The sequence below is a fragment of the Nocardia sp. NPDC051756 genome, assembly GCF_040681495.1.
Taxonomy (GTDB): Bacteria; Actinomycetota; Actinomycetes; order Mycobacteriales; family Mycobacteriaceae; genus Nocardia.
The window spans coordinates 102871-123481 of the sequence record NZ_JBFAYV010000011.1 but is presented as its reverse complement, the minus strand read 5'-3'; the positions used below and the strand labels follow the sequence as shown (position 1 = coordinate 123481).

Sequence of the window (20611 nt, the reverse complement as noted above, 5' to 3'; positions counted from 1 at the left end):
CGGAAGGTCAGCGCCGCAAGGTGATCGGCGTATTGACGAGTTCGGCCTGGGTGGGGTTCCCGTCCGCGTCGTAGAAGAGCCAGATGCTGGTGAAGGTGGCGGGACCCGGCTGGAAGGAAAAGAAGCTTCCGGCCGGGAAGTGGATGGTGTAGGGGTGCGCGGCGCCGTCGCAGGTGCCCGGGATCGTGGTGGACGGTGAGGTGACGCTGTTGTTCTTCTGGTCCAAGACCGAGTCGCCCAGCAGAATGTTGTTCGGACCGCCGCTACAGGTATAGGTGCCGACGACATCCACCGTGCCGTCGGCGTTGAGGTGCTGGTTGTCTTCGACGGTGAGAACCGGCGGCGGCGGGTCGGCGAGCGCCGGTCCCGCGAGTATCGCGGTGCCGGAGAAGGCTGCGGCCGCGGCGATAGCCAGTTGGGCGATCCGATTTCTGGGCATGGTGGACCGGTGTTCGGAAGTCCGGGGGAATTCGATCATCGCATGACTCCTGTTGTGCAGGAAAGGATTCGAATGAGTGGTGGGTTAAGCGTATGCGGCGGATTCCCGCGCACCAATCCCCAGAAAGTACGGTCCCTGACCCGAGCGGATTCAGGTTCGCGTGGTGGTTGCTTCGATCAATTCGTAGGCCAGGTCGAGGTGGATGCCGTCTGGATTGGTCAATCCTTTGTCCGCATACCAGGATTCGTCGGCCTCGGGGTGTGGGCCGCTGACACCGACTCGGCCCTTGCCGTAGGGCGCGACGACGACGGCGGCCATTCCGTTGGTGTAGGTCGCCAGGATTTTCGCGTCGGCGCCGTCGTCGAGGAAGAAGGCCGGTCCGTCTTGGAAGTACATGTGCCGGGGTTTGCCTTGCCAGTTCACGGCCACCACGGTGTCGCGGTCATCGGGGACGGTGGCGCCGGGGGAGCCGGCGTAGCCGTTGGTGTCGCCGGGGAGCAGGTCGAAGCCCGGGTCCCGGCCGGCCAGGTAGCCGCCGAAGCACAAGCCGAGGTAGCTGCCGCCGTTGCGAACCCAGTCGCGGATCAGCTCGGCGGAGTCGCGTAGGGAACGCCAGGTTCCGTCGAGATCGGCGCCGCCGCCGGGCTGGACGTACAGCTGCGCGTCGGCCAGGGCTGCTGCGGTCAGGGGTGTCCCGGTGCCGGGACCGACATACTTCACCTCGAACGGGTGTGGGGCCTGCCGCAGCACGTCGGCGATCGCGGGCGCGCATCCAGGGCAACCCTGCGGCCCGTTGTAGACGAGCGCGAGTCGCCTTGGTGCGCTCTGCTTGTCGGCATTCGACTCGCCACAGCCGGCGGCCAGCAAGACGGCGGCCGGGACGACACCGAGGAGCAGCCGCCGTCGATCCACAATGGTTGAACGAAAGTCGCCGCTCGGGTTCGTACCGGACATAGTTTCTCTCCTGTCTGTCCCGGCCGGGCATAAGCCGGTGGGAGATCCACGCAACGCTATGCGGCGTCGAGCCGCATCAACGCTCACCACAGTCCCATCGTGAGTCGCGAAAACCTCGCGCGCGCGGCACAGTCCCGCCGGTCGGCGGGTGCAGTACCGCCGACCGGCGGGTCGGTTACGCAGGCGATGTCACCGGCTACGCAGTCGGAGTGCGCGGTGCGGTGCCTAAATGGTCAGCCGCGCGGCGTCGGTCTCGCCGACCGTGACCGCCAGCGGTGCCGGGCGTAGTTCGACAATGTGCGGAGCGGGGTCGACCAGATCGAGCAGCCGAGGCAGATAGTCGACCAGCACGCCACTGTTGTGTGCTTCCAAATCGGTGTCGGCAGCGTATTTCTCGATCACGGTGACGCGCAGCGGATCTGTGCCGGGTTCGACGTAGAAGGCGTAACGCTGTAGGCCGGGTTCGCTGTGCAACACCGGGGGAATCAGTTCGGCGAGCAGCGCGAGAAGGTCGGCGCCGCGCTCCGGTTTGGCCTGGAGACTGGCGATGACGACGATTTCGGACAAGGTGGGCTCCTTCTGCTGGTGGTCGACTGTCATCCGCCGAGCACCGGCAGGCGCAGGACGGACCGGGTCGTTGGGTTGTAGTGCACGGTGTGCTGTGCGGTGACGGCCTCGTCGAGAGTGCCGAACTCGGGAATGGTGCGGGTGTGCAGATTTCGGCTGAAGCGCGGGAAACTGAACCCGGCGATCTGGACGCGGATCCGGTGGCCGGAGCGGAATCGATGGGCGACATCGTTGAGGGTGACGGTCACCCGGCTGGGTTCCTCGGCGTCGAGCCAATCGGTGTCCCCGCCGTTGCGGTACCGGGCCCGCTGAGCGCCTTCGGCGACGTTGCGGGCGAAGCCGTCGGGTTCGACGTCGACCAGGGTGACGCACACGTCGGCGTCCGGAGCGCTGCTGGTGAGGAAGGTGACCAGTTCGGGTTGACCGGCGATGGTCAGGTCCTCGGTCAGCGGATCGCTGGTGTAGACGAGCAGGTCGGCGCGTCCGTCGACGGCCCGCTGGTCCTGGATGCCTTGCGGTGCCGTCGCGGGGTCGCCTTCGACCGTGATCGCTCCGCCGTGGGTGGGGAACGGGTCGTGCGGGTCGGCGGTGAACATGTCGGAGCTGGCGATACCTGAATCATGTTCCGCGCCCGGTGAATTGAGTCTGCCGTCGCCGGTGGCGGTGCGTGCGTCGCCGCCGGAGCCGAGGATCCATTCTTCGACTGCCGTCGCGGGTGGCCAGGCGGGTGCGTGCGCCCAGGTGTCCGAGCCGCCGACGAAGTAGGTGACGCGGCCGGGTCCGGACAGATATCGGTCGGCGGTGGGGTAGGCCGAGCCGTCGCCGCCGCGCAGGTGGCGGTCGAAAAAGGCGGCGAGCACCGGATTCCAGGTGGGCACGCCGGCGGTGGCGTCGGGGAGCACGCGGGCGCCGATCTGGCCGGCCGGAGAGTACGCGCCGAAGTGGTTCCACGGGCCGGCGATGAGGCGGGCGTTGTCGTTGTCGGCGAGGCGGGTGGCCAGCCGGAACTGCGTGGGGCTGGTGAAGTCCAGGTAGCCGGCGACCTGCAAGAACGGAATGTCTATCCGTTCGGGTTCGGTGAGCAGGGTGGGCCGGTCCCAGAGCGGATCGTGGGGCGAGCGCAGCCAGTCGGTCCAGAACGGCGCGACCCGCTCGTCGTCCAGCGGGCTGATCTCGGTCAGCGGCAGCCGGCTCACGGTGGCGCGCGGGTCGGCGAAGGCCTCGCCGAGCAGCTTTCGAACATGTTCCTGCTCAACCGGATTCAGGGACGTGTGGTCGAGGCCTTCGCGGCACAGGGCGAGGCCGTAGGTGGTGAGGAAGCCGAGGTCGAACACGCCACCGGGTCGAGCGGTGTGGCGCATGTCGGCGGTGGCGACCATGGCGACCGCGGCTTTGAGGTGTGGACTGCGGGCTGCGACGGCCTGGAGGGCGGCCATGCCGAGGTAGGAGGAGCCGTAGATGCCGACGTTGCCGTCGCTCCAGGATTGCGTTGCGGCCCAGTCGATCGCGTCGGCGGAGTCGTTGGCTTCCTGGGTGATGAAGTCGAACTCGCCGCCGGAATCGAACCGGCCGCGGGTGTCTTGGACGAGAACCGCGAAGCCCTGGCGGGCGAGCCACAGGGGGTCGGCGACGATCCCGGAAACTCGGTAGGAGTCCTTGCGGTCGTAGGGAGTTCGGTGCAACAGGACCGGCCATCGGCCGTCGTCGGCCGGGCGGTAGAGGTCGCCGGTAAGGGTGATGCCGTCGCGGGTGGTCATCTGGACCGCGGCGTCTATGCGAGGTTGGTACATGGTGGATCTCCTGGGAAGTCGATCGTGAACCGGAGTTATCCCTTGTGTTGTCGAATCCAGCTGCGCTACAGCATGATTCGGATCAGACGAGCAGAACTCGGCGGCCGCGGGTGTGTCCGGCCTGGCTGTCCGCGTGTGCCGCGGCTGCCTCGGCGAGCGAATAGGACTGGGCGACTGGGATATGGAGCTTCTCGCGGGCGATGAGGTCGACGGCTTCGGCGAGTGCCGCGGGCATGTTGCCGCCGACGCCGGCGAAGCGGATGCCGAGCATCGGGGCCTCGAGGTCGGCGATGGTGATCACCTTGTCCGGGTCCCCGGTCAGGTCGAGGAGGCCGCGGAGCACGCCCGCGCCGTTCAGGTCTAGCGCGGCGTCGACCCGGCCGAGCGCGCGGACCCGCTCGACCCAGCCCGGACCGTAGGTGGTGGCGCGGGCGCCGAGGCTGCGCACGTAGTCCTGGCTCGCCGGTCCGGCGGTGCCGATCACCGGGATTCCGCGGTCGCGAGCGATCTGCAACACCGCGGACCCGACCCCGCCGGCCGCGCCGCTGACCAGCAGCGTCTGTCCGGGATGGACGCCGACGAGGCGGATGATCCGCAGCGCGGTCTCGACCACCGACGGGTACCCGGCCGCCTCGGCGAAGGTCAATCCGTCGGGCAGGCGGGTCCAAGAGGAGAGGACGGCGAACTCGGCGTACGTGCTAGAGCCGCGGCCGAGCACGTACTCGCCGACCGCGATGCCGCTGACCCCGATGCCGACCTCGTCCACCACTCCGGCCGCGTCCTGTCCGACGCCGGCGGGCAGCTGGATCGGGTTGATCCGCTGGAACTGCCCCTCGCGTACCCGCCAATCGTGTGGATTCACTCCCGCCGCGCGCACGGCGATTCGTATCTTGCCAGGGCCCGGATGGGGCTCGGCCACGTCTACCAGTTCCAGGACCTCCGGGCCGCCGTACTCGGCGAAGCGCACTGCTTTCATGCCACGAACATAAACCTAACGGTTAGTGTTTTGCAACGGTTAGCTCTTTGGACCTGATACTGATTCCTACCTGATAGCATCACCTCATGACAGCGCCGACCGTCGGACGTCGCGAGCGAAAGAAGGCCGCGACCCGCCAGAAGATCGCCGATACCGCCCTGCGGCTGTTCCTGGAACGCGGCTACGACGAGGTGGGCATCCGTGACGTGGCCGCCGAAGCCGACGTGGCAGTCACCACGCTCTTCTCCCACTTCGCCTCGAAAGAGGCGTTGGTCTTCGAGCAAGAGGAGAACTTCGACCGGCGTCTGACCCAAGCGGTCACCGACCGCTCACCCGACGAGCCACTCATCCCCGCCCTGCGCCGCGAAATCCACTCGATCGTGCGCCACTGCGCATCCGCCGAAGCCGCCCCCCTCTGGCGCATGATCAACAATTCCCCCGCCCTTCGCCAGTACGAGCAGTCGATGCGACAGCGCTACGCAGACTCACTGGCAACGGCCATCGCCGCCGACCGCAACCAACCCGCACCCGCCACGGCCTGCCGGGCAATCGCAAGATTCGTCATCGACGCCTACGCACTGGCCCGCGAGTCTCCCAACCCCGACACCGCGGTGGACGAGATCTTCGAAATGATCGAGGCCGCTTGGAAAGTCGCCTAGCGCCGCACGAAAACACCCGCAGCCGTTCGGTTTCGGCCACGGTGGCGATCATCGCGCTGGTAGCCAGACCGTGACCCGGAGCCCGCCGGTGGGGCGGGCCGTGAGGGTGAGGGTGCCGCCGTGGGCTCGGGTGATGCTGTCGACGATGGCCAGGCCCAACCCAACACCCGAGTGGTGGGTGCGGATGCGTTCGGTGCCGCGCTGAAACGGCTCGATCAGCGTGGAAACCAACTGCGGGGCAAGGTAATCGCCGGTGTTCTCGACGGTCAGCACCGCCGCCTCGGGGGAAGCGCTGGTCATGATCCACGCGATGCCCCGCTCCGGCAGGTTGTGGACGATCGCGTTGTGCACCAGGTTCATCGTCAGCTGCAACAGCAGGGCGTGGGAGCCGAGAGCGCGAGCGATGTCGCCGGAGGTCTCGAGCGTGACGCCGTGCCGTTCCGCAAGGGGGAGCAGGGTTTCGGTGGCTTCTTCGGCGATGAGGGACAGGTCGACAGGTTCTGGCGTGAACGCCCGTCGGTCGGCGCGGCTGAGCAGCAGCAACGCTTCGGTGAGGTCGATCGCCCTGGTGTTGACCGCGTGCAGGCGGGCGGCGAGTTCCTCGGGATCGTGGGTCGGATCGTTGCGGGCCACGTCGAGCAGCGTCTGCGTGATCGCCAGCGGAGTGCGCAGCTCGTGCGAGGCGTTGGCGGCGAATCGCTGCTGCTCGGTGACGTGTGCCTCGAGCCGGGTGAGCATGGTGTCGAAGGCGTCGGCGAGTTCGCGGAACTCGTCGCTGCGGCCAGGGAGCCGGATCCGGTGGGAGAGTGAGCCATTCGCCGCCATGCGGGTAGCGGCCGTGATGCGGGTCAGCGGGGCGAGCATCCAGCCGGCCAGCAGCCACCCGCCGACCAGGCCGATCACCAGCAGAAAGGCCAGCACGGTGGCCACGAACGGTCCGAAGGCACGGAGCAGGACGGAGCGGTCGATCCAGAAGTTGCCGTCGGTGTTGATCCAGCCCTCGGGCAGATACCACAGATAGAAGACGCACACGGCGATCGACAACATGCCACCGACGAGCGTGATGAAGCCGGCGTAGCTGAGGGTGAGTTTGAGCCGAACGCTCAACCCGGGCAGTCTATTCATCGTCTCCTCCCGCACGTCCGGTATCGATGCGGTACCCGGCGCCGGGCACGGTCGCGATGATCCAGGGTTCGCCGAGTCGTTTGCGCAGCGCCGAGACGGTGATGCGCACCGCGTTGGTGAACGGATCCGCGTTCTCGTCCCACGCTCGCTCCAGCAGATCTTCGGCGCTGATCACCCCGCCCTCGGCCGCGACGAGGACTTCGAGCACGGCGAACTGCTTCCGGGTGAGCGCGACGTAACGGCCGTCGCGATAGACCTCGCGGCGGAACGGATCCAGCCGCACGCCGGCGATCTCCCGTACCGGTGGCCGATTGTTGGCGCGCCTTCTGTCGAGTGCTCTGAGCCGGAGCACCAGTTCACGGAGGTCGAACGGTTTCGTGAGGTAGTCGTCGGCGCCGAGCCCGAACCCGGTCGCCTTGTCGTCGAACCGGTCAGCGGCGGTGAGCATCAGGATCGGTATGCCGCTGCCGGAGGCGACGATGTGTTCGGCGATCTCGTCGCCGGACGGCCCGGGGATGTCCCGGTCGAGCACGGCGATGTCGTAGGCGTTGACGCTCAGCAGTTCCAGAGCGGTGTCGCCGTCACCGGCGATGTCGGCCGCGATCGCGTCCAAACGCAGGCCATCGCGGATGGCCTCGGCCAGATAGGGTTCGTCCTCGACGATCAGCACGCGCATAGGGCCTCGATTCTCCCAGTCGGGGCATATCGTCGGCGTATCGAAAATCGCATACAGGCTGGCAACGCCGCGCTGCCTTCACTGAATGCATGAATCACAGCGAAAACGCGACTCGCCGTTTCCGGTCGAGTGTCCTGGTTGCCGTCGTTGTTGTCAGCTCGGCGCTCGTCGGTGTCTTTGTCTACCAGTCCTCGCCGTCCCTGTCGTCCTGGGTCGCGCGGTTCGGGGACGAACTCGGCCCACTGGTCGATGACGGCGCGGTCCCGGCCGGCGTGACGGTCTTCGACGACGGGGTGCCGTCCGTGGCCAATCTCGATCCCGATCTGCTCGGTGCCCTGCGTCGAGCGGCGACCGATGCCGCGGACGACGGGCTCGAGTTCGTCGTCAACAGTGGGTGGCGTTCGCCGGAGTACCAGCAGCAACTACTGCGCGCGGCGGTCTCGAAGTACGGCTCGGAGCGGGAGGCCGCGCGATGGGTGGCCACGCCGAACACCTCCGCGCACGTGTCGGGGGAGGCGGTCGATATCGGGCCCACCGAGGCGGCGGCTTGGTTATCCAGGCACGGTGCCGAATACGGGTTGTGCCAGATCTATGCCAACGAACCCTGGCACTACGAACTACGTCCCGAGGCCAACGATCGCGGTTGCCCGCCCCGGTATGCCGACCCGACCCAGGACCCGAGGATGCAGCAGTGATCACGGATACGCCCGCCGCAGAAACCGCCACCACGCCTACTGTCTGGAATCCATCGGCGCAGAGCGCGTTCCGATTCTGCTTTGTCTATCTCGGCCTCTGGTGCCTGCTCCTCACCTATATCCCGTTCACGCTGCTGGGCATCCTCGGCCGTTGGATCCGCAGATACGTCAGTCCGTGGGATATGTCCCTGACGGATCCTGTCACCGGTTGGGTCGGTAGAACGTTCTTCGGGGTCGACGCGGTGCAGCACGACGACTCCGGAGCCGGTGACCAGGCGGCCGTCTGGGTGCTGCTGCTCTGCATCCTGGTTGTCGCGGTGGTAGTCACCGCGGTGTGGACGGCCTTCGACCGCCGTACTTCTCATCCCCGCCTGCTGGCCTGGTTCACGCTGTTCCTGCGGCTGTGCCTGGGCGGGACGATGCTGTCGTTCGGGTTCGCCAAGCTGATCCCGACCCAGATGCCCGGCCCGACGCTGGCGCAGTTGTTGCAGCCGTACGGCGATCTGAGCCCGGCGTCGGTGCTTTGGTTGCAGATCGGCAGTTCTTATCCGTACGAAATGACGCTCGGCGCAGTGGAAGTCGTCGCCGGGTTGCTGCTGTTCGTCCCCCGGACTGCGGTGCTGGGCGCTGTGGTGAGTTTGGCGAGTATGGCTCAGGTCCTGTTGACGAACATGACCTTCGATATTCCCGAGAAGGTGCTCGCGTCCCACCTGCTGCTGATCAGCGTGTTCCTGCTCGCCCCGTATCTGCGGCAGCTGGTCGATGTGTTCGTGCGGCAACGTGATTGCGCGCCGCTGACCCAACCCGCACTGTTCACCGACAGTCGGAGGAACCGCATCGCAGTGTGGGTTCAAGTGGCCCTTGGTATCTGGGTCGCGCTGGGGTGTGGCTTCGACCGCTGGATGGTCTGGGAAGACCAATACGGGCCTGCTCGCCCGAAATCCGAGCTGTACGGAATCTGGGACGTGCGCGAATTCACCCTCGACGGACAGTTGTTGCCACCGCTGACTACGGATGAGAACCGTTGGCAGCGTCTAGTTTTCGACGCTCCAGAAGCGGCAACCTACCAACGGATGAACGGTGAACTGGTACCGGCACGCGCCGACTTCTTCCCCAACGGTCAGTTGGAACTAACCACTGACGAAACTGCCGGACGCCGAACACTATTCGCGATGCTGTCCGCCGAACGGCCAACCCAGGACCAGCTACTACTCCGCGGCAAGCTGAATGACCGCCCGGTCACGATCACCCTGCAACGCGTCGATCTGAACACCTTCACCTTGCGCAGTCGCGGATTCCACTGGGTACAGGACTACCCGTACTTCCGTTAGCGGCGATTTCGGCAATCGCCCTGGTTCGTTAGGTCAGGTGACCTATGGTTAGGTCATGCGACCTAACGAGGGGGCTACGTTCACCGAGATCGCGCGGCGCGCGCAGATCGTCGAGTGCGCTATCGAGACGATCGCCGAACTCGGGTATCACCAGGCATCGGTGCGCAAGATCGCCGAGCGGGTCGGGGTGGCGATGAGCGTGGTGCAGTACCACTTCGGGAACAAGGACGAGATGGTGGCGGCGATCGTCGCGGAGCTGTATCGGTCTGTGCTCGACGTCATGCTGCCCATGGTCGAGGCGGAAGCGACGGCGCGGGGCAAGCTGGCCGCGCACATCAGGGCGCACGCGAAATGCATTGCCACGTACCGTTCGCAGCAGATCGCGTTGATGGAGATCGGCTCGAACTACCGCAGCAGTGCCGGGCAACGGCTGCACGAAGTGGGCGTCGATCTCGAACCTGCTCAGCTGGCGGATCTTTCGAAGCTGGAGCTCGAAGCGATCTTCGCGCTCGGGATCGAGACCGGCGAGTTTCGTGAGCTGTCGGCGACTTCCATGGCTACTGCTCTGCGCGGTGCGATCGGCGGAGCATTACTGCGCTCGACGGGGGATCCCGACTTCGATGTCGTCGCTTATGGCGAGGATCTGGTCGTTGCCTTCGATTTGGCCACCAGACACCCGAAACGAGGGAGGAAATAGTGGCGCGAATTGTGATCGCGGCCTACGGATCTCGCGGAGACATTGTCCCGCTGACCGCCTTCGGCTGCCGGTTGCGCAACGCCGGCCACGAGGTCGTGCTGACCGCGACGCCGGATCTGGTCGACGAGATAACCGGTTGCGGGTTGCGAGCCGTGGCGGTCGACTTCGAGCTGGAACATGAACTGGACGAGGAGAATCCGCTGAAGGCGGCCAAGGAGATGGTGCTGCCGAAGGGGATGCGCAAACTCGGCGAGAACCTCCTCGCCGCGTTGCACGACGTACCCGCCGACGTGCTGCTGCTCTCCCCGTTCGCCGAACTCGCCGGGCATCCGTTGGCCGAAGCACGAAACATCCCGAGCATCGGCGTTCGCCTGCAACCGATCTCGACGACCGCGGCGTTCCCGCCGTCGTTGGTCGGGGCGTGGTCGGCCGGGTCCGTGCTGAATCGGAGTGCAGGTCGGTTCGCCACCGCGATGTTCGATCGGATGTACGGCAAGACGATCGCCGGCTTCCGCGAGCAGTTGGGCTTGCCGAGCGTGCCGCAGCGGACACTACGACGGCGGCGGACCGCCGCCGAATGGCCAATCCTGCACGGCTTTTCGCCCAGCGTGTTGCCGCGTCCTGCGGATTGGCGTGCTGGTCTCGACGTAGTCGGATACTGGTGGCCGCAACGCCCGCAGGACTGGAAGCCGCCCGGTGAGCTTGTCTCGTTCCTCGAATCAGGCCCGGCACCAATATTTTTCGGCCTGGGCAGCCTCATGCTGGGCAAGCGTGAGGCCACTCGGATTTCGGAACTCGTCGGTGTGGCGCTGCGCAAGGTTGGAATGCGTGGCGTGATCCAGTCGGGTGGGGCCGACCTCGGGGTAGTCGACGACAACATCCTGACTGTTGGCCCGGTCCCGCACGACTGGCTGTTCGGAAAGGTTGCGGCAGTAGTCCATTCCTGCGGCGCAGGCACCATGGCAGCCGGCCTGCGCGCTGGACTACCTGCCGTTGCAGTGCCTTCGCCAGGCGGTGACCAACCGTTCTGGGCGCGACGCCTCCGCGAACTCGGAGTCAGCTCAACGACCCTGCCGCGCCCCAAACTCACCGCGGAACTGCTTGCCCGCGCCATCGATATGGCCCTCACCGAACCCGCCCACCGAACTGCGGCAGAAGAACTGGCCGCCCGAATCGCAGAGGAGGATGGTGCCGCAAGCGTGGTCGCCGCGGTCGAGAAACTAGTCCGGGCTTGAGTGGGTGCTGAGAGCCGTCAGCCCAACCCGGCGATAAAGCTTCGGATCGCGCGGCAGGCGGTCAGCCGCTGTAGCGGTCGTAGGCTTCGAACTCGCCGAAGTCGTCCTGGAGCCAGCCCAGATCACGCCAGGTCCCCGAGCCGTCCAGGGCGCCCTCGTAGACGATCTCCAGAAAACTGCCGGAGTGATTGTCGAGCCGCAGACGACGGCCGCGGCTGTACAGGAACAGCGTCGCGCTGATATTCGGCTGTCCGTCGCTGTAATGCATCCCGAGTATGCCCTCCCACGCCAGCTGGAGGGATGGACCGGACGGCTCACGACCTCTGATGAGACAGGAGAACGCATCCTCCATTTCACCTGGGTCGACCACGTTCACCGGCTCGCCGAGATGAGCGGCGAGGCTGTCGGCAACGGCGGCGATCGCCGACAGCCACCGGCCCGATGACGGGTTGTCCTCGGGGCCATCTTCGACCGTCATGGCCAGTCGTTCCTCTCCCAGCGCTCCCGGTTGGGAAACACCACCTCATTGGCGCCGTTATTCGTGCGGATTTCGACGTAGTCCGGGTTGCCCGCCCAGTTGTCCACCTTGACCGGTTTGGGGTTCGGGACCCGCCTGTCGATCAAACCATAGGCCGTGATGACGGAGTTCTTGTTGCCCGCTTCGGTGATTACCACGGAACCTCTGGCGGGGTCGTTGTGGCTTGCCCGGTAGTAGATGTCGACCTCGCGGGTGTAGGGCTGTCCGGTGATGTGGTTCTCGCCTCGGAAGGTCCCGCTGAAGACCCGATCCGGGTTGTTGAGGATGGATGCCTGAACTTGGGGGGTGACGCGGTGTTTCGTGTCAGCGTGTCCCGCCCTGCCGCCGGGGTATGGGGCCGGCGCACGTTGCAGCTCCCCGGGCGTGACCTGTCGGTTGAAGTTGTCGAACCGCTCGCACGCGCTCGGTGTCAGGCCGAGCGGGTCGATGAACCTGAGCGGGTTGGTGGTGTAGGCGTAGGGGTTGGGTGCGGGGGCCAGGCCGAGCGGGTCGGGTGTGAGGTACTGGCCGGTGTCCGGGTTGTAATACCGGAACATGTTGTAGTGCAATCCGGTTTCGGGGTCATAGATCTGACCCGGGAACCGTAGTGGCGAGCTTGTCTTCCCGCGCCAGTTGGTCCGGCCCCAGAGGTCGGCGGCGGCGACGGCCACGGACTGAGCGGTAGTGGGATCGATCAGTTCGGTTGGGGCGCCGGCGAGGTCGGTGACGATCGCGTAGAACTCGCGATCGATCGTGGCCACGTCAGTCGTTTGGGTGAGCGGCGTGTGCGAGCCAGGCTGGTACTGCCAGCGAATGGTGGAAGTACTGGTGGCCTGCTCGATGAGATGTAAACCGTCCCAGAGGTAATCGACGCGCTCGAGGACGGTGCCGTCGGTGGCCAGGTGTTGTTTCGTGGTGCGGCGGCCGAGGGCGTCGTATGTGTAGTGCCACCACTGGTGGTCGGGGGTCCAGACATCGACGAGTTCATCGAAGGCGTTGTAGCGGTAGTGCCACACGTCGGGCTTACGGGAGAGGCGGACGGTGGTCTTGCGGATCAGTCGACCGGCGGCGTCATAGTGGAAGCGCGTTCGACCGTCGCGGACAAGGAGGTTGTCGCGGTACTCACGGCGATTGTCGTCAGTGGGGAAGGCCGGTGCGGCAACAGGTGTCGATGACGACGGGGTTGCCGGTGTGGCGGAGTTGATGATGTTACTGAGTGCATCGTAGGTGTAGCGCTCGGTCGGGTTGCCGTTGGTGGATACGGTGGTGATGCGACCTGCGGCGTCAAGGCTGTAGTCGCGATGAAGGCGGTCGGCCTGCGCACGGGCGACTGTGTGCCCGATGAGGTATCCGTCTGGGCGGTATGTGAATTCGTCGCGGCGGAGCAGGTGTGGGGCCGGTCGGGCGGACAGCCCGGATCCGAGGGACAGCGACCGTGCGGGGAAGGCGGTCACGTCTTGGTGGGTCACTTGCCCGACCGCGGTGATGCCACGGGTTATTGCCAGTTCGTCGACCCGCCAGCCGGTCAACCGGCCGAGGGGGTCGTAGTCGAAGGTGATGTCGCGCTCGTCGGCGCTGAGCTGGTCCAAGCGACCGGTGACATCGTGGTGCCAGGTGGCCACAGCGCCGGAGGGAGTGGTCCGGCGGATCCGGTGGCCGCGCTGATCGTGTTCGAACAGCATCGGTTGCCGGGTGTCGAGCCGCTCGGCTGCCGTGCTTCCGGTTGCGGTGTAGGCGAATTCGAGGGAGTGCGTGGGGTCCGCGCCGGTGCCGTTGACGGCGGAGAGGACGCGTCCCACCGGGTCGTAGGTGTAGCGGATCCACTCGTCGCCCGCGGTGATCTCGGTGAGCCGGCCGAGGAGGTCGTGGCGGTGGTGGCGAGTTGTGCCGGTGGCCGGTGTGATCGCGCCGATTCGTCCGGCTCGGTCGTGGGTGTATCGGGTTGTCGCCCCGGCATAGTCGGTTTCGGCGATAAGCCTTCCAGCGCTGTCGTATTCGTAGGTCCAGCTTTGGCCGATGGGGTTGTGGACTGCGGTGACGCGGCGTTCGGTATCCCAGGTGTATCGGGTGATCGATCCATCGGGCTCGGTGCGGGAGTGCAGGAGATCGAAAGCGCCGTAGGCGAATTGGGTGACGCCACCCGTCCGGTCAGTGTAGCTGCGGGTGTTGCCCTCGCCATCGTAGGTCCATGATTCGGTGTGATCGTCGGGATCTGTTCTGCGGAGCAGTTTTCCGGCCGGGGACCAGTCGAATCGGGTCGCTGTGCCGAGCGGATCGATGACGTGAGTGGGTCGGCCTGCGGCGTCGTGCCGGATCCGGGTTACCGTGCCGTCGGGTTGGGTGACCTGGGTCAGCAGGCCGGCCGCGTCCACCTGCATAGTGGTGCGGGCGCCGTTGGATTCGACGATGGTCGCCAGCGCCCCATTCGGGTGGTAGGTGAATTCGGTGCGGTTTCCGGCCGGGTCGATGACCGCGGCGAGGTCGCCGTCCGTGGTCCATTCGCGACGCGAGATCGAACCGTCGGGGGAGGTGATCGTGCTCGGACGGTGGCGCCAGAGGTATTCGATCTCGGTCGAATTGCCGTCGGGGCGAATGATTTTCGCCCGGTCGCCCGCGTCGTTGTAGAGGTAGCGGGTGGTTGCACCGTCGGGATCGGTGATGGTCAGTGGCCTGCGGTCGGCGTTGTAGTCGATGTGGGTGCGGCGGCCGGTGGGATCGATGATGTCGCGTAGTTGGAGTTCGCGGTCGAAGCCGTGGGAGGTGGTGGCGCCGAGGGAGTCGGTGATGGTGGTGAGGCGGCCGGAGCCGTCGGGGAGGGGGAGATAGTCGTAGTCGCAGTTGAGGATTCCGGCGGTGCCGCGCTGGAAGACGACGCGGCCGGACTCGTCGTAGGTGTTGACCATCTGGTTGCCGTTGGAGTCGGTCCAGGACGTCATCCGGTGGTCGGCATCGTAGGTGTAGCGGGTGGTTGCGCCGTCGGCGTCGGTTACCGCGATCAGGTCTGTTTCGTCGTAGGTGAATTCCAGTATGGGCGTGGCGAACTCGCCGATATCCGGGTCGTCGGTGAGGAGCGAGAGGCCGGTGATCCGGGCGCGGTCGGAGTCGATGCGGACTCGGTATCCGCCCGAGTGGGTGACCTCGATCGGTACTCCGTCGGCGTCGTAGTGGAAGCGGAGACGATTGTGGTGCCGGTCGGTGATGGCGGAGACCGCGTAGTTGCCGAATCTGGCTTCGATGCCGTCGAGTCCGAGCTCGGGGGCGAAATGCCAGATCAGCTCTCGTCGCTGATCGCGTACGCGATAGCCGCCGGCTTCGGTGCGGGTCAACGACCATTGCTGGCCCTCGGTGAGCGGATGCACGGGAACGCCGACCTCGGCGTGCGGATAGGCGAGCATCATCGCGTTCTCGCCGATGAATGTGACGCCGGCGTCCTCGATGACGATCCGCGCGTCCAACGTGCTGGACCACGACGGGCCGAACCAGCGGCCGAAGCGGTAGTTCGAATGGTGTGCCCGCAGCAGCGTCAGCGAGAGGACGCCGGGTAGGTCGAGATCCGTTTCGGGGAGCAGGAATTCGCCGGTGCTGATGTCGACGGGGTCTTCGGAACAGGTCTTCTGTTCCGGTGTCCGATCGGTTTCGGGGCCGGATTCGCGCACGTGGTCGTGGGCATTGCGATCGGCGTCGGCTCGATCCTGCCCCGTCGGGTGGTCCGGATCGTGGTCGGGATCGCGATTCGGTTCGCGATCATGATCGGGCTGGCGGTCGCGCTCCGGTTCACGGTCTCGGTCTGGTTCATGATCGCGGTTGGGCTTGTGATCGCGGTCCGGGTCGGGTTCGCGGTCGTGATCTGGTTTGCGGTCGCGTTCGGAGTCGTGGTCAGGTTTGCGGTCGCGATCTGGGGCACGCTCGTGGTCGGGTTCGCGATCATGATCAGGCTGGCGGTCGCGGCCTGGTTCACGGTCGCGGTCGGGTTTGTGATCGCGGTCCGGGTCGGGTTCGCGGTCGTGATCTGGTTTGCGGTCGCGTTCGGAGTCGTGGTCAGGTTTGCGGTCGCGATCCGGGGCACGCTCGTGGTCAGGTTTGCGGTCGTGTTCTGGATGGCGGTCGCGGTCCGGGTGGCGATCGTGGTCGGGTTTTCGATCGTGGTCGGGGCCGCGTTCATTGTCGGGTTTGCGGTCGCGATCCGATTGGCGATCGTGGTCTGGCTGGCGGTCGCGGTCTGGCTGGTGATCTCGATCCGGGTGACGATCTCGCGGGGGATCGTCCGGATGATGCGGACGGTCGCTGCCATCCCTGCGGCCGGGCGGTCGGTCCGGATCATGATGGGGCGCGCGCGGATTCGCGTCGCCATCGGGACCTCGGCGGGTCGGTGAATCCGGATGGCGCTGTGGCGCGTCCGAGTGGGCTCGGGGCGGCTGGTCGGCATGCGGGCGTTGGGGTGTGTGTTCTGGACGCGCGTGCGCGGGCGAATGTGGTTGCGTGCGGGCCGAAGGTGACGAATGCGGATCGGCGCGGCTGGCAGGTACCGGGTCGCGGTGTGGTTGTGCGGTCGGGGCCTTGTCGGGTTGGGGACGCGTAGTGGGTGCGTGGTCTGGATTCGTGCGTGCTGCGGGTGCTCGATCGGGCTGTGTACGGGTAGCGGGATCAGTCCGCGGGGCGTCGGAGTGTGGACGGTTCGCGGGTGTGGAGTCTGGCTGTGGGCGGGTTCCGGGTGTTCCGTCCGGCCGGGTATGCGGTGCTGGACTGTCGACGTGCGGTGCGGGAGACCCGTGCCATGCGGGGACCGGATCGGGTTGGCGGGTAGCGCCAGGCTGTCCGTCCGGTGTGTTCGGGCGGCCCGGCGCTGTCGCGTCGGGCTGGCTGTGCGCCGCGGGAGAGGAATCGGGGTCCACGCGTGCGTCCGGGCGCGCGCTCGGAGTCTGGTCTGAATCCGTGCGTGCGGACGGTGTCGTGTCGGTATTCGTGTGTGGCGACGCTGTCGTGTCGGGGCTCGTGTGCGGTGATGCTGCCGTGTCGGGATTGGTGTGTGGCGACGTTGTCTCGGGGTTTGTGTGCGGTGACGTTGTCTCGGGATTCGTATGCGGTGACGCCGTTTCAGGATTCGCGTGCGGTGACGTCGTTTCGGGGTTTGTGTGTGGAGTGGTGGTCCCCTCAGGACGCGCATGCGGCGTCGCAGGCGCATCGGCGTTCGCATGCGGCGTCGGTGTCGAATCGACCGCACTCCGCGGGCTCGGCGCATGCTCGGGTTCGACGTGCGGTGTGGTGTCGGCGTGCGGTGCCGGGTTCCTGACCTCTGGACGGGGATCGGTACGCGGATCGGGATCAGGATCGGGGTTCGGACGAGACGCCGGATCCGGGTCCGTTCTGGTATGTGGCGAAGGTGCCGGGTCCGGGTCGGCGCGTGGGGCGGGCGAGTGGTCGGGCGTGGGATCCACGCGCTGGTTAGGCGTCGGCGAGGGATCGGTATGCGAGTTCGGACCAGGCGATGGATCCGTGTGCGAGGCAGGCGTCGGATCTGGATCCGCGTGCCGAGTCGGTGCGGGGTCAGGCGCGTGATGCGTGGGTGATGGCTCGGGTGCGTGGTGTGTCGGCTCGGGCGCATGATGTGTTGGTTCAGGTGCGTGCTGCGTCGGGTTGGACGCCGCCGGCTCCGACTGGTGCGGGCTCGGTTCGGTCCTCGGCGCCGGGGCGTCGTGGTGACTGTTCGCCTGGATCGGGTTCGTATTGGTGGGTGTGTGCCCGTTGTCGATATTCGTCGGCGCGGGTCGCTGCGACGTTTCCATCGACAGATGCGAAGGGGTGCCGGGTGGTTCGTGCGTCGGCGTCGGGTGCGGGGAGACGCGGGGCAGGTGCCGTCCGACATCTTCGGCACCGCGGGCGAGCCGACTGGCATCTTTCAACTTCCGCAGGGCATTGATCGCGGTCTTGGCGCTGCCGCCACCGCCGGTGGCGGCGGTGAGCAGCGCGTCACCGGTCAACGAGCCGAGGAATTCGAACGGGTTCTTCCTGGCATCGGACAGTATCGCCGACACCGTCGCGCCCGGATCTGCCGCTGCGACAACCAATCCCGTCGCGAGATCGGACAGGCCCGCCGCGTATTCGGCCGGATGGGTCAGGTTGTAGGTGTCGGTCGGGTTGACCTGGCGCACGAACTGCACCAGCCCGGTGAAGCTGGTGAGCAGGCCCGAGGTGAAGTTCAACGCCCCGTGTTCGAGCACCCCGTACAGATCCGAGACGTTGGCCATCCAGCGCTCGGTGAAAGGTGGTTCCTTCGGGGCCTTTTCGGTGGCGGCGGCGAACGCGCTCACCGCGATGGACGCGCCGTTGTCGCGCTGAGTTCGCGCGCCGCGCAATATCTCTCGCGCGTCATTGCGCATGGAGGTCCAGGTGTCGACCAGCGGGGTCTGCGCCTGCTGCTCGCCGGTGAGCGAGTTCCACCAGTTCTTCTGCCTGCGTTCCTCCGCGTCGGCGGCCTTCCATTTGTCGATGGCGTCGGCGGCCTTGTCCTGCGCGGTTTTCACCTCGTTGTGCCAGCCCCGCATCGCCATGGCCGCCGAGGTGAACGCGTCGGCGCAGTCGAACCACAGCTTCGGCTGCTTGTCGTAGACCGCGTTGAACGCGTCCGCGCCCTCGCCGACCCAGTCGGCGGCGTCGATCTGCTTGAGCGCCTGGCCGGTGGATTCGATGGCGGCGGCCATCTTCTGCAATGTCTCTGCGGTGGAACTGATTTCGGACGGCTCGCCGCGGATGAGTTCCTTCGGATCCTCCGTCTCGCCGAGCTCTTCCTCTTCGACATCACCGCCGGTGGCCGAGGCGATATTGTCGCCGAGATCGTCCAGTCCCTCGCCGATGCCATCCAGGCCTATCGCTTTCGCGCCGTCGGCAGCGAAGTCCAACGCGTCGTCGATGACCTGACCGGCGCCTTCGACAACCGCTTCGACGCCGTCCTCGATCGCGTCGCCGATACTGTCGACGACATCCCAGAGCCCCAAAGCTATTGTCCCCCCGACTCCTTCATGATGTCGGCCGCCTTCTGCGCCGCACCGGTGTTCCAGCCGGGCGTCTCACCGGTAATCAGGCTGCCGGTGATGGGGGACAGGTTCGCGTACGCCTGCGGGCCGACCGCTTGGATCACTTTCCAATTCGTCTGTATCTTCTGGTTCGCCTTGTCGAACGAGGCCATGCTGTAGTCCGCGTTGCGGATGTGGTTGAACGCGTTGTCGGAGAACGTATCTCCCCACGAGCGTTTGGTGATTTGTTCATCGGTGAGATGTGGGTTGCCCGCGAGATGGGTCCACATCTTCTTGCCCAGGTCCTGCAGCTTGGTGTCCATCTCGTGGTAGCGCCCGGCCGCCAAGCCCAGACTCATGGCGATCGAGTTGCCCGCCTGCACCAGTGCGCGCACGCCCCACGACCACCGCTCGGTGAACTCCTCGAAGGTCTTCTGGACCGTCGCCTTGCCCGCCTCCAGCGTCGACATGGTCAGCAGCGAGAATCCGCGGCCCATATTGCCGGTTTCGCCGATGCCCATGCCGGACAGTTCACCGATGGTGGATTCGATCCCTTCCGCGGCCTGTTTCAGAACCGCCGGGTCGACCTTCACCTGCTGTGCCATAACGCCCCCTCGATTCGCTTGTTACTCGGTTACTTCCGGCGGAAATGCCATCGGGGCCGACCCGACGATGTCGACCGTGACGCCGGTCGGCTGCTCCCGCGATTCGGCGTATTCGAGCAGCCGCCACCCCGCGAGCGTGTGATACCGGTATTCGCGGTCGGGGTCGATGCCGTCCTCTGCCAAGTAGCCGCGCGCCATCATGTAGCGGGCGTATTCCTCCATGCTGGTGAAGGCGCACAGCCAATCGACGCCGCCCAGCTGCGAAATGGAGACGCGCTCCTCCTCGGTCACCGGCACGAACAGCGCCGCCTGCCGAAATGCGGCCTGCAAGGCTTCGGGCTGACCGAAACCGGCATAGAACGCGGCGATTTCACTGCGCAGAGTTCCCCGGCCGTCGGTGTCAGACATCCCCCGGACCTTCCCCTCGTGCATGGCCTGCTGAACGGTTAACCCAAGAGTGTACCTTTACGCATCGGCGCGCTGGTGTGCTGAAAATTCGCTGAAATGCCCATAGTTTTGGGGCGCAGTCGATCTCAGCTGGACTGCAAGACTTGTTGACACGGTTTTCGGCAATTCTCGAGCATCGAATATGCCAATGGAACTGGGGGCGTGGCGCGCGCTCAGGTGGATTGCGCGGCGAGGTGTACGGCGTCCTCGATTCGGCCTGCCGCGACGAGTTCGCCGAGGAACAGCGCCTGGATGGCGCGGCGCAGCCCGATCCGGTCGACCTGCTGGGTTTCCTCGGCGAGCGCGTGCAGGGCGAAGCCGTCGATCAGGGCGACGAAGGATCCGGCCGCGCCCTCGGGGTCGCTCGCTCCGGCCGCGCTGAGGGTGGTGACGGCAACCTGTCGCAACGCGCCCAGTGCCGCTGAGACCGCGGGGCGATGTGCGGGATGACGACCGGCGTGCAGCACCGCCTCGATCATGGCCATGCTTTGCGTGCGGTCCGCGGCCGTGGCGTCGGCGAACAGCGTGGCCAGGTCGGCGATGTCGTGGTCGGTCGTCGCGAGGGTTTCGCTGAGGGCGGTCAGCACCCGCACTCGCTCGGCGATGAATACGCGTAGTGCTTCTTCGGCGAGCGCATCGATCGATTCGAAGAAGTAGCTGATCGTGGCCAGGGGCACCCCGGCTCGCTCGGTCACCGCGCGGTGGGTGATGCCGGCCATGCCCTGCTCGGCGACCACCTCGACCGTGGCCTGCACCAGCGCGTCACGACGGGCCGCGCCCGCGGCGCGATGCCGTCGGGTGCGTGCGGTGGGGGTGCGATTCGGATCGGCGAGGGCCATGGCGTCGATGGTAGCCGCCTGTATGCCAAAGTCTGGAAGTTTTTCTAGA

The 20611-nt window shown here is 66.3% G+C and carries 17 protein-coding genes; 5 read left to right on the top strand and 12 right to left on the bottom strand.

Annotated elements, in window-relative coordinates; genetic code table 11:
- Nucleotides 1-7: 7 nt before the first annotated feature.
- The 5 genes from AB0M22_RS38235 to AB0M22_RS38215 form a co-directional block, all read right to left on the bottom strand.
- Nucleotides 8-478, bottom strand: coding sequence for a DUF6299 family protein (locus AB0M22_RS38235; RefSeq protein WP_364737331.1), 471 nt, complete (start codon nt 476-478; stop codon nt 8-10).
- Between the two features lie 111 nt (nt 479-589).
- Nucleotides 590-1393 carry a BPL-N domain-containing protein gene (locus AB0M22_RS38230; RefSeq protein WP_364737329.1) on the bottom strand — a complete coding sequence of 268 codons (804 nt, stop codon included), beginning with the start codon at nt 1391-1393 and terminating at the stop codon, nt 590-592.
- Between the two features lie 225 nt (nt 1394-1618).
- Nucleotides 1619-1960 (bottom strand): antibiotic biosynthesis monooxygenase, encoded by a 342-nt coding sequence (locus AB0M22_RS38225; protein ID WP_364737328.1) that lies wholly within the window; start codon nt 1958-1960, stop codon nt 1619-1621.
- A 29-nt stretch (nt 1961-1989) separates the two neighbouring features.
- Nucleotides 1990-3750 carry a CocE/NonD family hydrolase gene (locus AB0M22_RS38220; RefSeq protein ID WP_364737326.1) on the bottom strand — a complete coding sequence of 587 codons (1761 nt, stop codon included), beginning with the start codon at nt 3748-3750 and terminating at the stop codon, nt 1990-1992.
- Between the two features lie 82 nt (nt 3751-3832).
- Nucleotides 3833-4726: an NADP-dependent oxidoreductase gene (locus tag AB0M22_RS38215; protein ID WP_364737324.1), complete on the bottom strand. Its 894-nt coding sequence runs from the start codon at nt 4724-4726 to the stop codon at nt 3833-3835.
- 86 nt (nt 4727-4812) lie between these two features.
- Here AB0M22_RS38215 and AB0M22_RS38210 point away from each other — a divergent pair, with 86 nt between their 5' ends.
- Nucleotides 4813-5385 carry a helix-turn-helix domain-containing protein gene (locus tag AB0M22_RS38210; protein WP_364737322.1) on the top strand — a complete coding sequence of 191 codons (573 nt, stop codon included), beginning with the start codon at nt 4813-4815 and terminating at the stop codon, nt 5383-5385.
- Between the two features lie 48 nt (nt 5386-5433).
- Here the strand turns inward: AB0M22_RS38210 and AB0M22_RS38205 are convergent, their stop codons facing one another.
- Entirely contained in the window at nt 5434-6510 is a 1077-nt protein-coding gene (locus AB0M22_RS38205; RefSeq protein WP_364737320.1) for a HAMP domain-containing sensor histidine kinase, read from the bottom strand.
- The gene (locus AB0M22_RS38200) at nt 6503-7186 is read right to left on the bottom strand and encodes a response regulator transcription factor (RefSeq protein WP_364737318.1); all 684 of its coding nucleotides are present in this window, start codon (nt 7184-7186) and stop codon (nt 6503-6505) included. Before AB0M22_RS38200 ends, AB0M22_RS38205 begins: the two co-directional genes overlap by 8 nt.
- Nucleotides 7187-7275: 89 nt before the next feature.
- On the opposite strand from AB0M22_RS38200, the gene AB0M22_RS38195 reads away from it, so the two are divergent.
- The 4 genes from AB0M22_RS38195 to AB0M22_RS38180 are packed head-to-tail and all read left to right on the top strand — an operon-like array spanning nt 7276 to nt 11144.
- On the top strand, nt 7276-7881 hold the full coding sequence (locus AB0M22_RS38195; protein ID WP_364737316.1) for a M15 family metallopeptidase: 606 nt from the start codon (nt 7276-7278) through the stop codon (nt 7879-7881).
- On the top strand, nt 7881-9212 hold the full coding sequence (locus tag AB0M22_RS38190) for a DoxX family protein (protein ID WP_364737504.1): 1332 nt from the start codon (nt 7881-7883) through the stop codon (nt 9210-9212). Before AB0M22_RS38195 ends, AB0M22_RS38190 begins: the two co-directional genes overlap by 1 nt.
- Before the next feature lie 55 nt (nt 9213-9267).
- Complete coding sequence (locus AB0M22_RS38185; protein ID WP_364737314.1) at nt 9268-9909, top strand: TetR/AcrR family transcriptional regulator; 642 nt, start codon at nt 9268-9270, stop codon at nt 9907-9909.
- Nucleotides 9909-11144: a glycosyltransferase gene (locus AB0M22_RS38180; RefSeq protein ID WP_364737312.1), complete on the top strand. Its 1236-nt coding sequence runs from the start codon at nt 9909-9911 to the stop codon at nt 11142-11144. Before AB0M22_RS38185 ends, AB0M22_RS38180 begins: the two co-directional genes overlap by 1 nt.
- A 61-nt stretch (nt 11145-11205) precedes the next feature.
- Here AB0M22_RS38180 and AB0M22_RS38175 read toward each other — a convergent pair whose 3' ends face one another.
- The 5 genes from AB0M22_RS38175 to AB0M22_RS38155 form a co-directional block, all read right to left on the bottom strand.
- Nucleotides 11206-11622: a hypothetical protein gene (locus AB0M22_RS38175; protein WP_364737310.1), complete on the bottom strand. Its 417-nt coding sequence runs from the start codon at nt 11620-11622 to the stop codon at nt 11206-11208.
- Nucleotides 11619-18653 (bottom strand): putative T7SS-secreted protein, encoded by a 7035-nt coding sequence (locus AB0M22_RS38170; RefSeq protein WP_364737308.1) that lies wholly within the window; start codon nt 18651-18653, stop codon nt 11619-11621. Before AB0M22_RS38170 ends, AB0M22_RS38175 begins: the two co-directional genes overlap by 4 nt.
- Before the next feature lie 2 nt (nt 18654-18655).
- On the bottom strand, nt 18656-19276 hold the full coding sequence (locus AB0M22_RS38165; RefSeq protein ID WP_364737306.1) for a hypothetical protein: 621 nt from the start codon (nt 19274-19276) through the stop codon (nt 18656-18658).
- Nucleotides 19277-19297: 21 nt separating this feature from the next.
- Nucleotides 19298-19684 carry an SseB family protein gene (locus AB0M22_RS38160; RefSeq protein ID WP_364737304.1) on the bottom strand — a complete coding sequence of 129 codons (387 nt, stop codon included), beginning with the start codon at nt 19682-19684 and terminating at the stop codon, nt 19298-19300.
- A gap of 212 nt (nt 19685-19896) precedes the next feature.
- A complete protein-coding gene (locus AB0M22_RS38155) occupies nt 19897-20562 on the bottom strand; it encodes a TetR family transcriptional regulator (protein WP_364737303.1) in 666 nt (221 codons plus the stop codon).
- Nucleotides 20563-20611 lie beyond the last annotated feature (49 nt).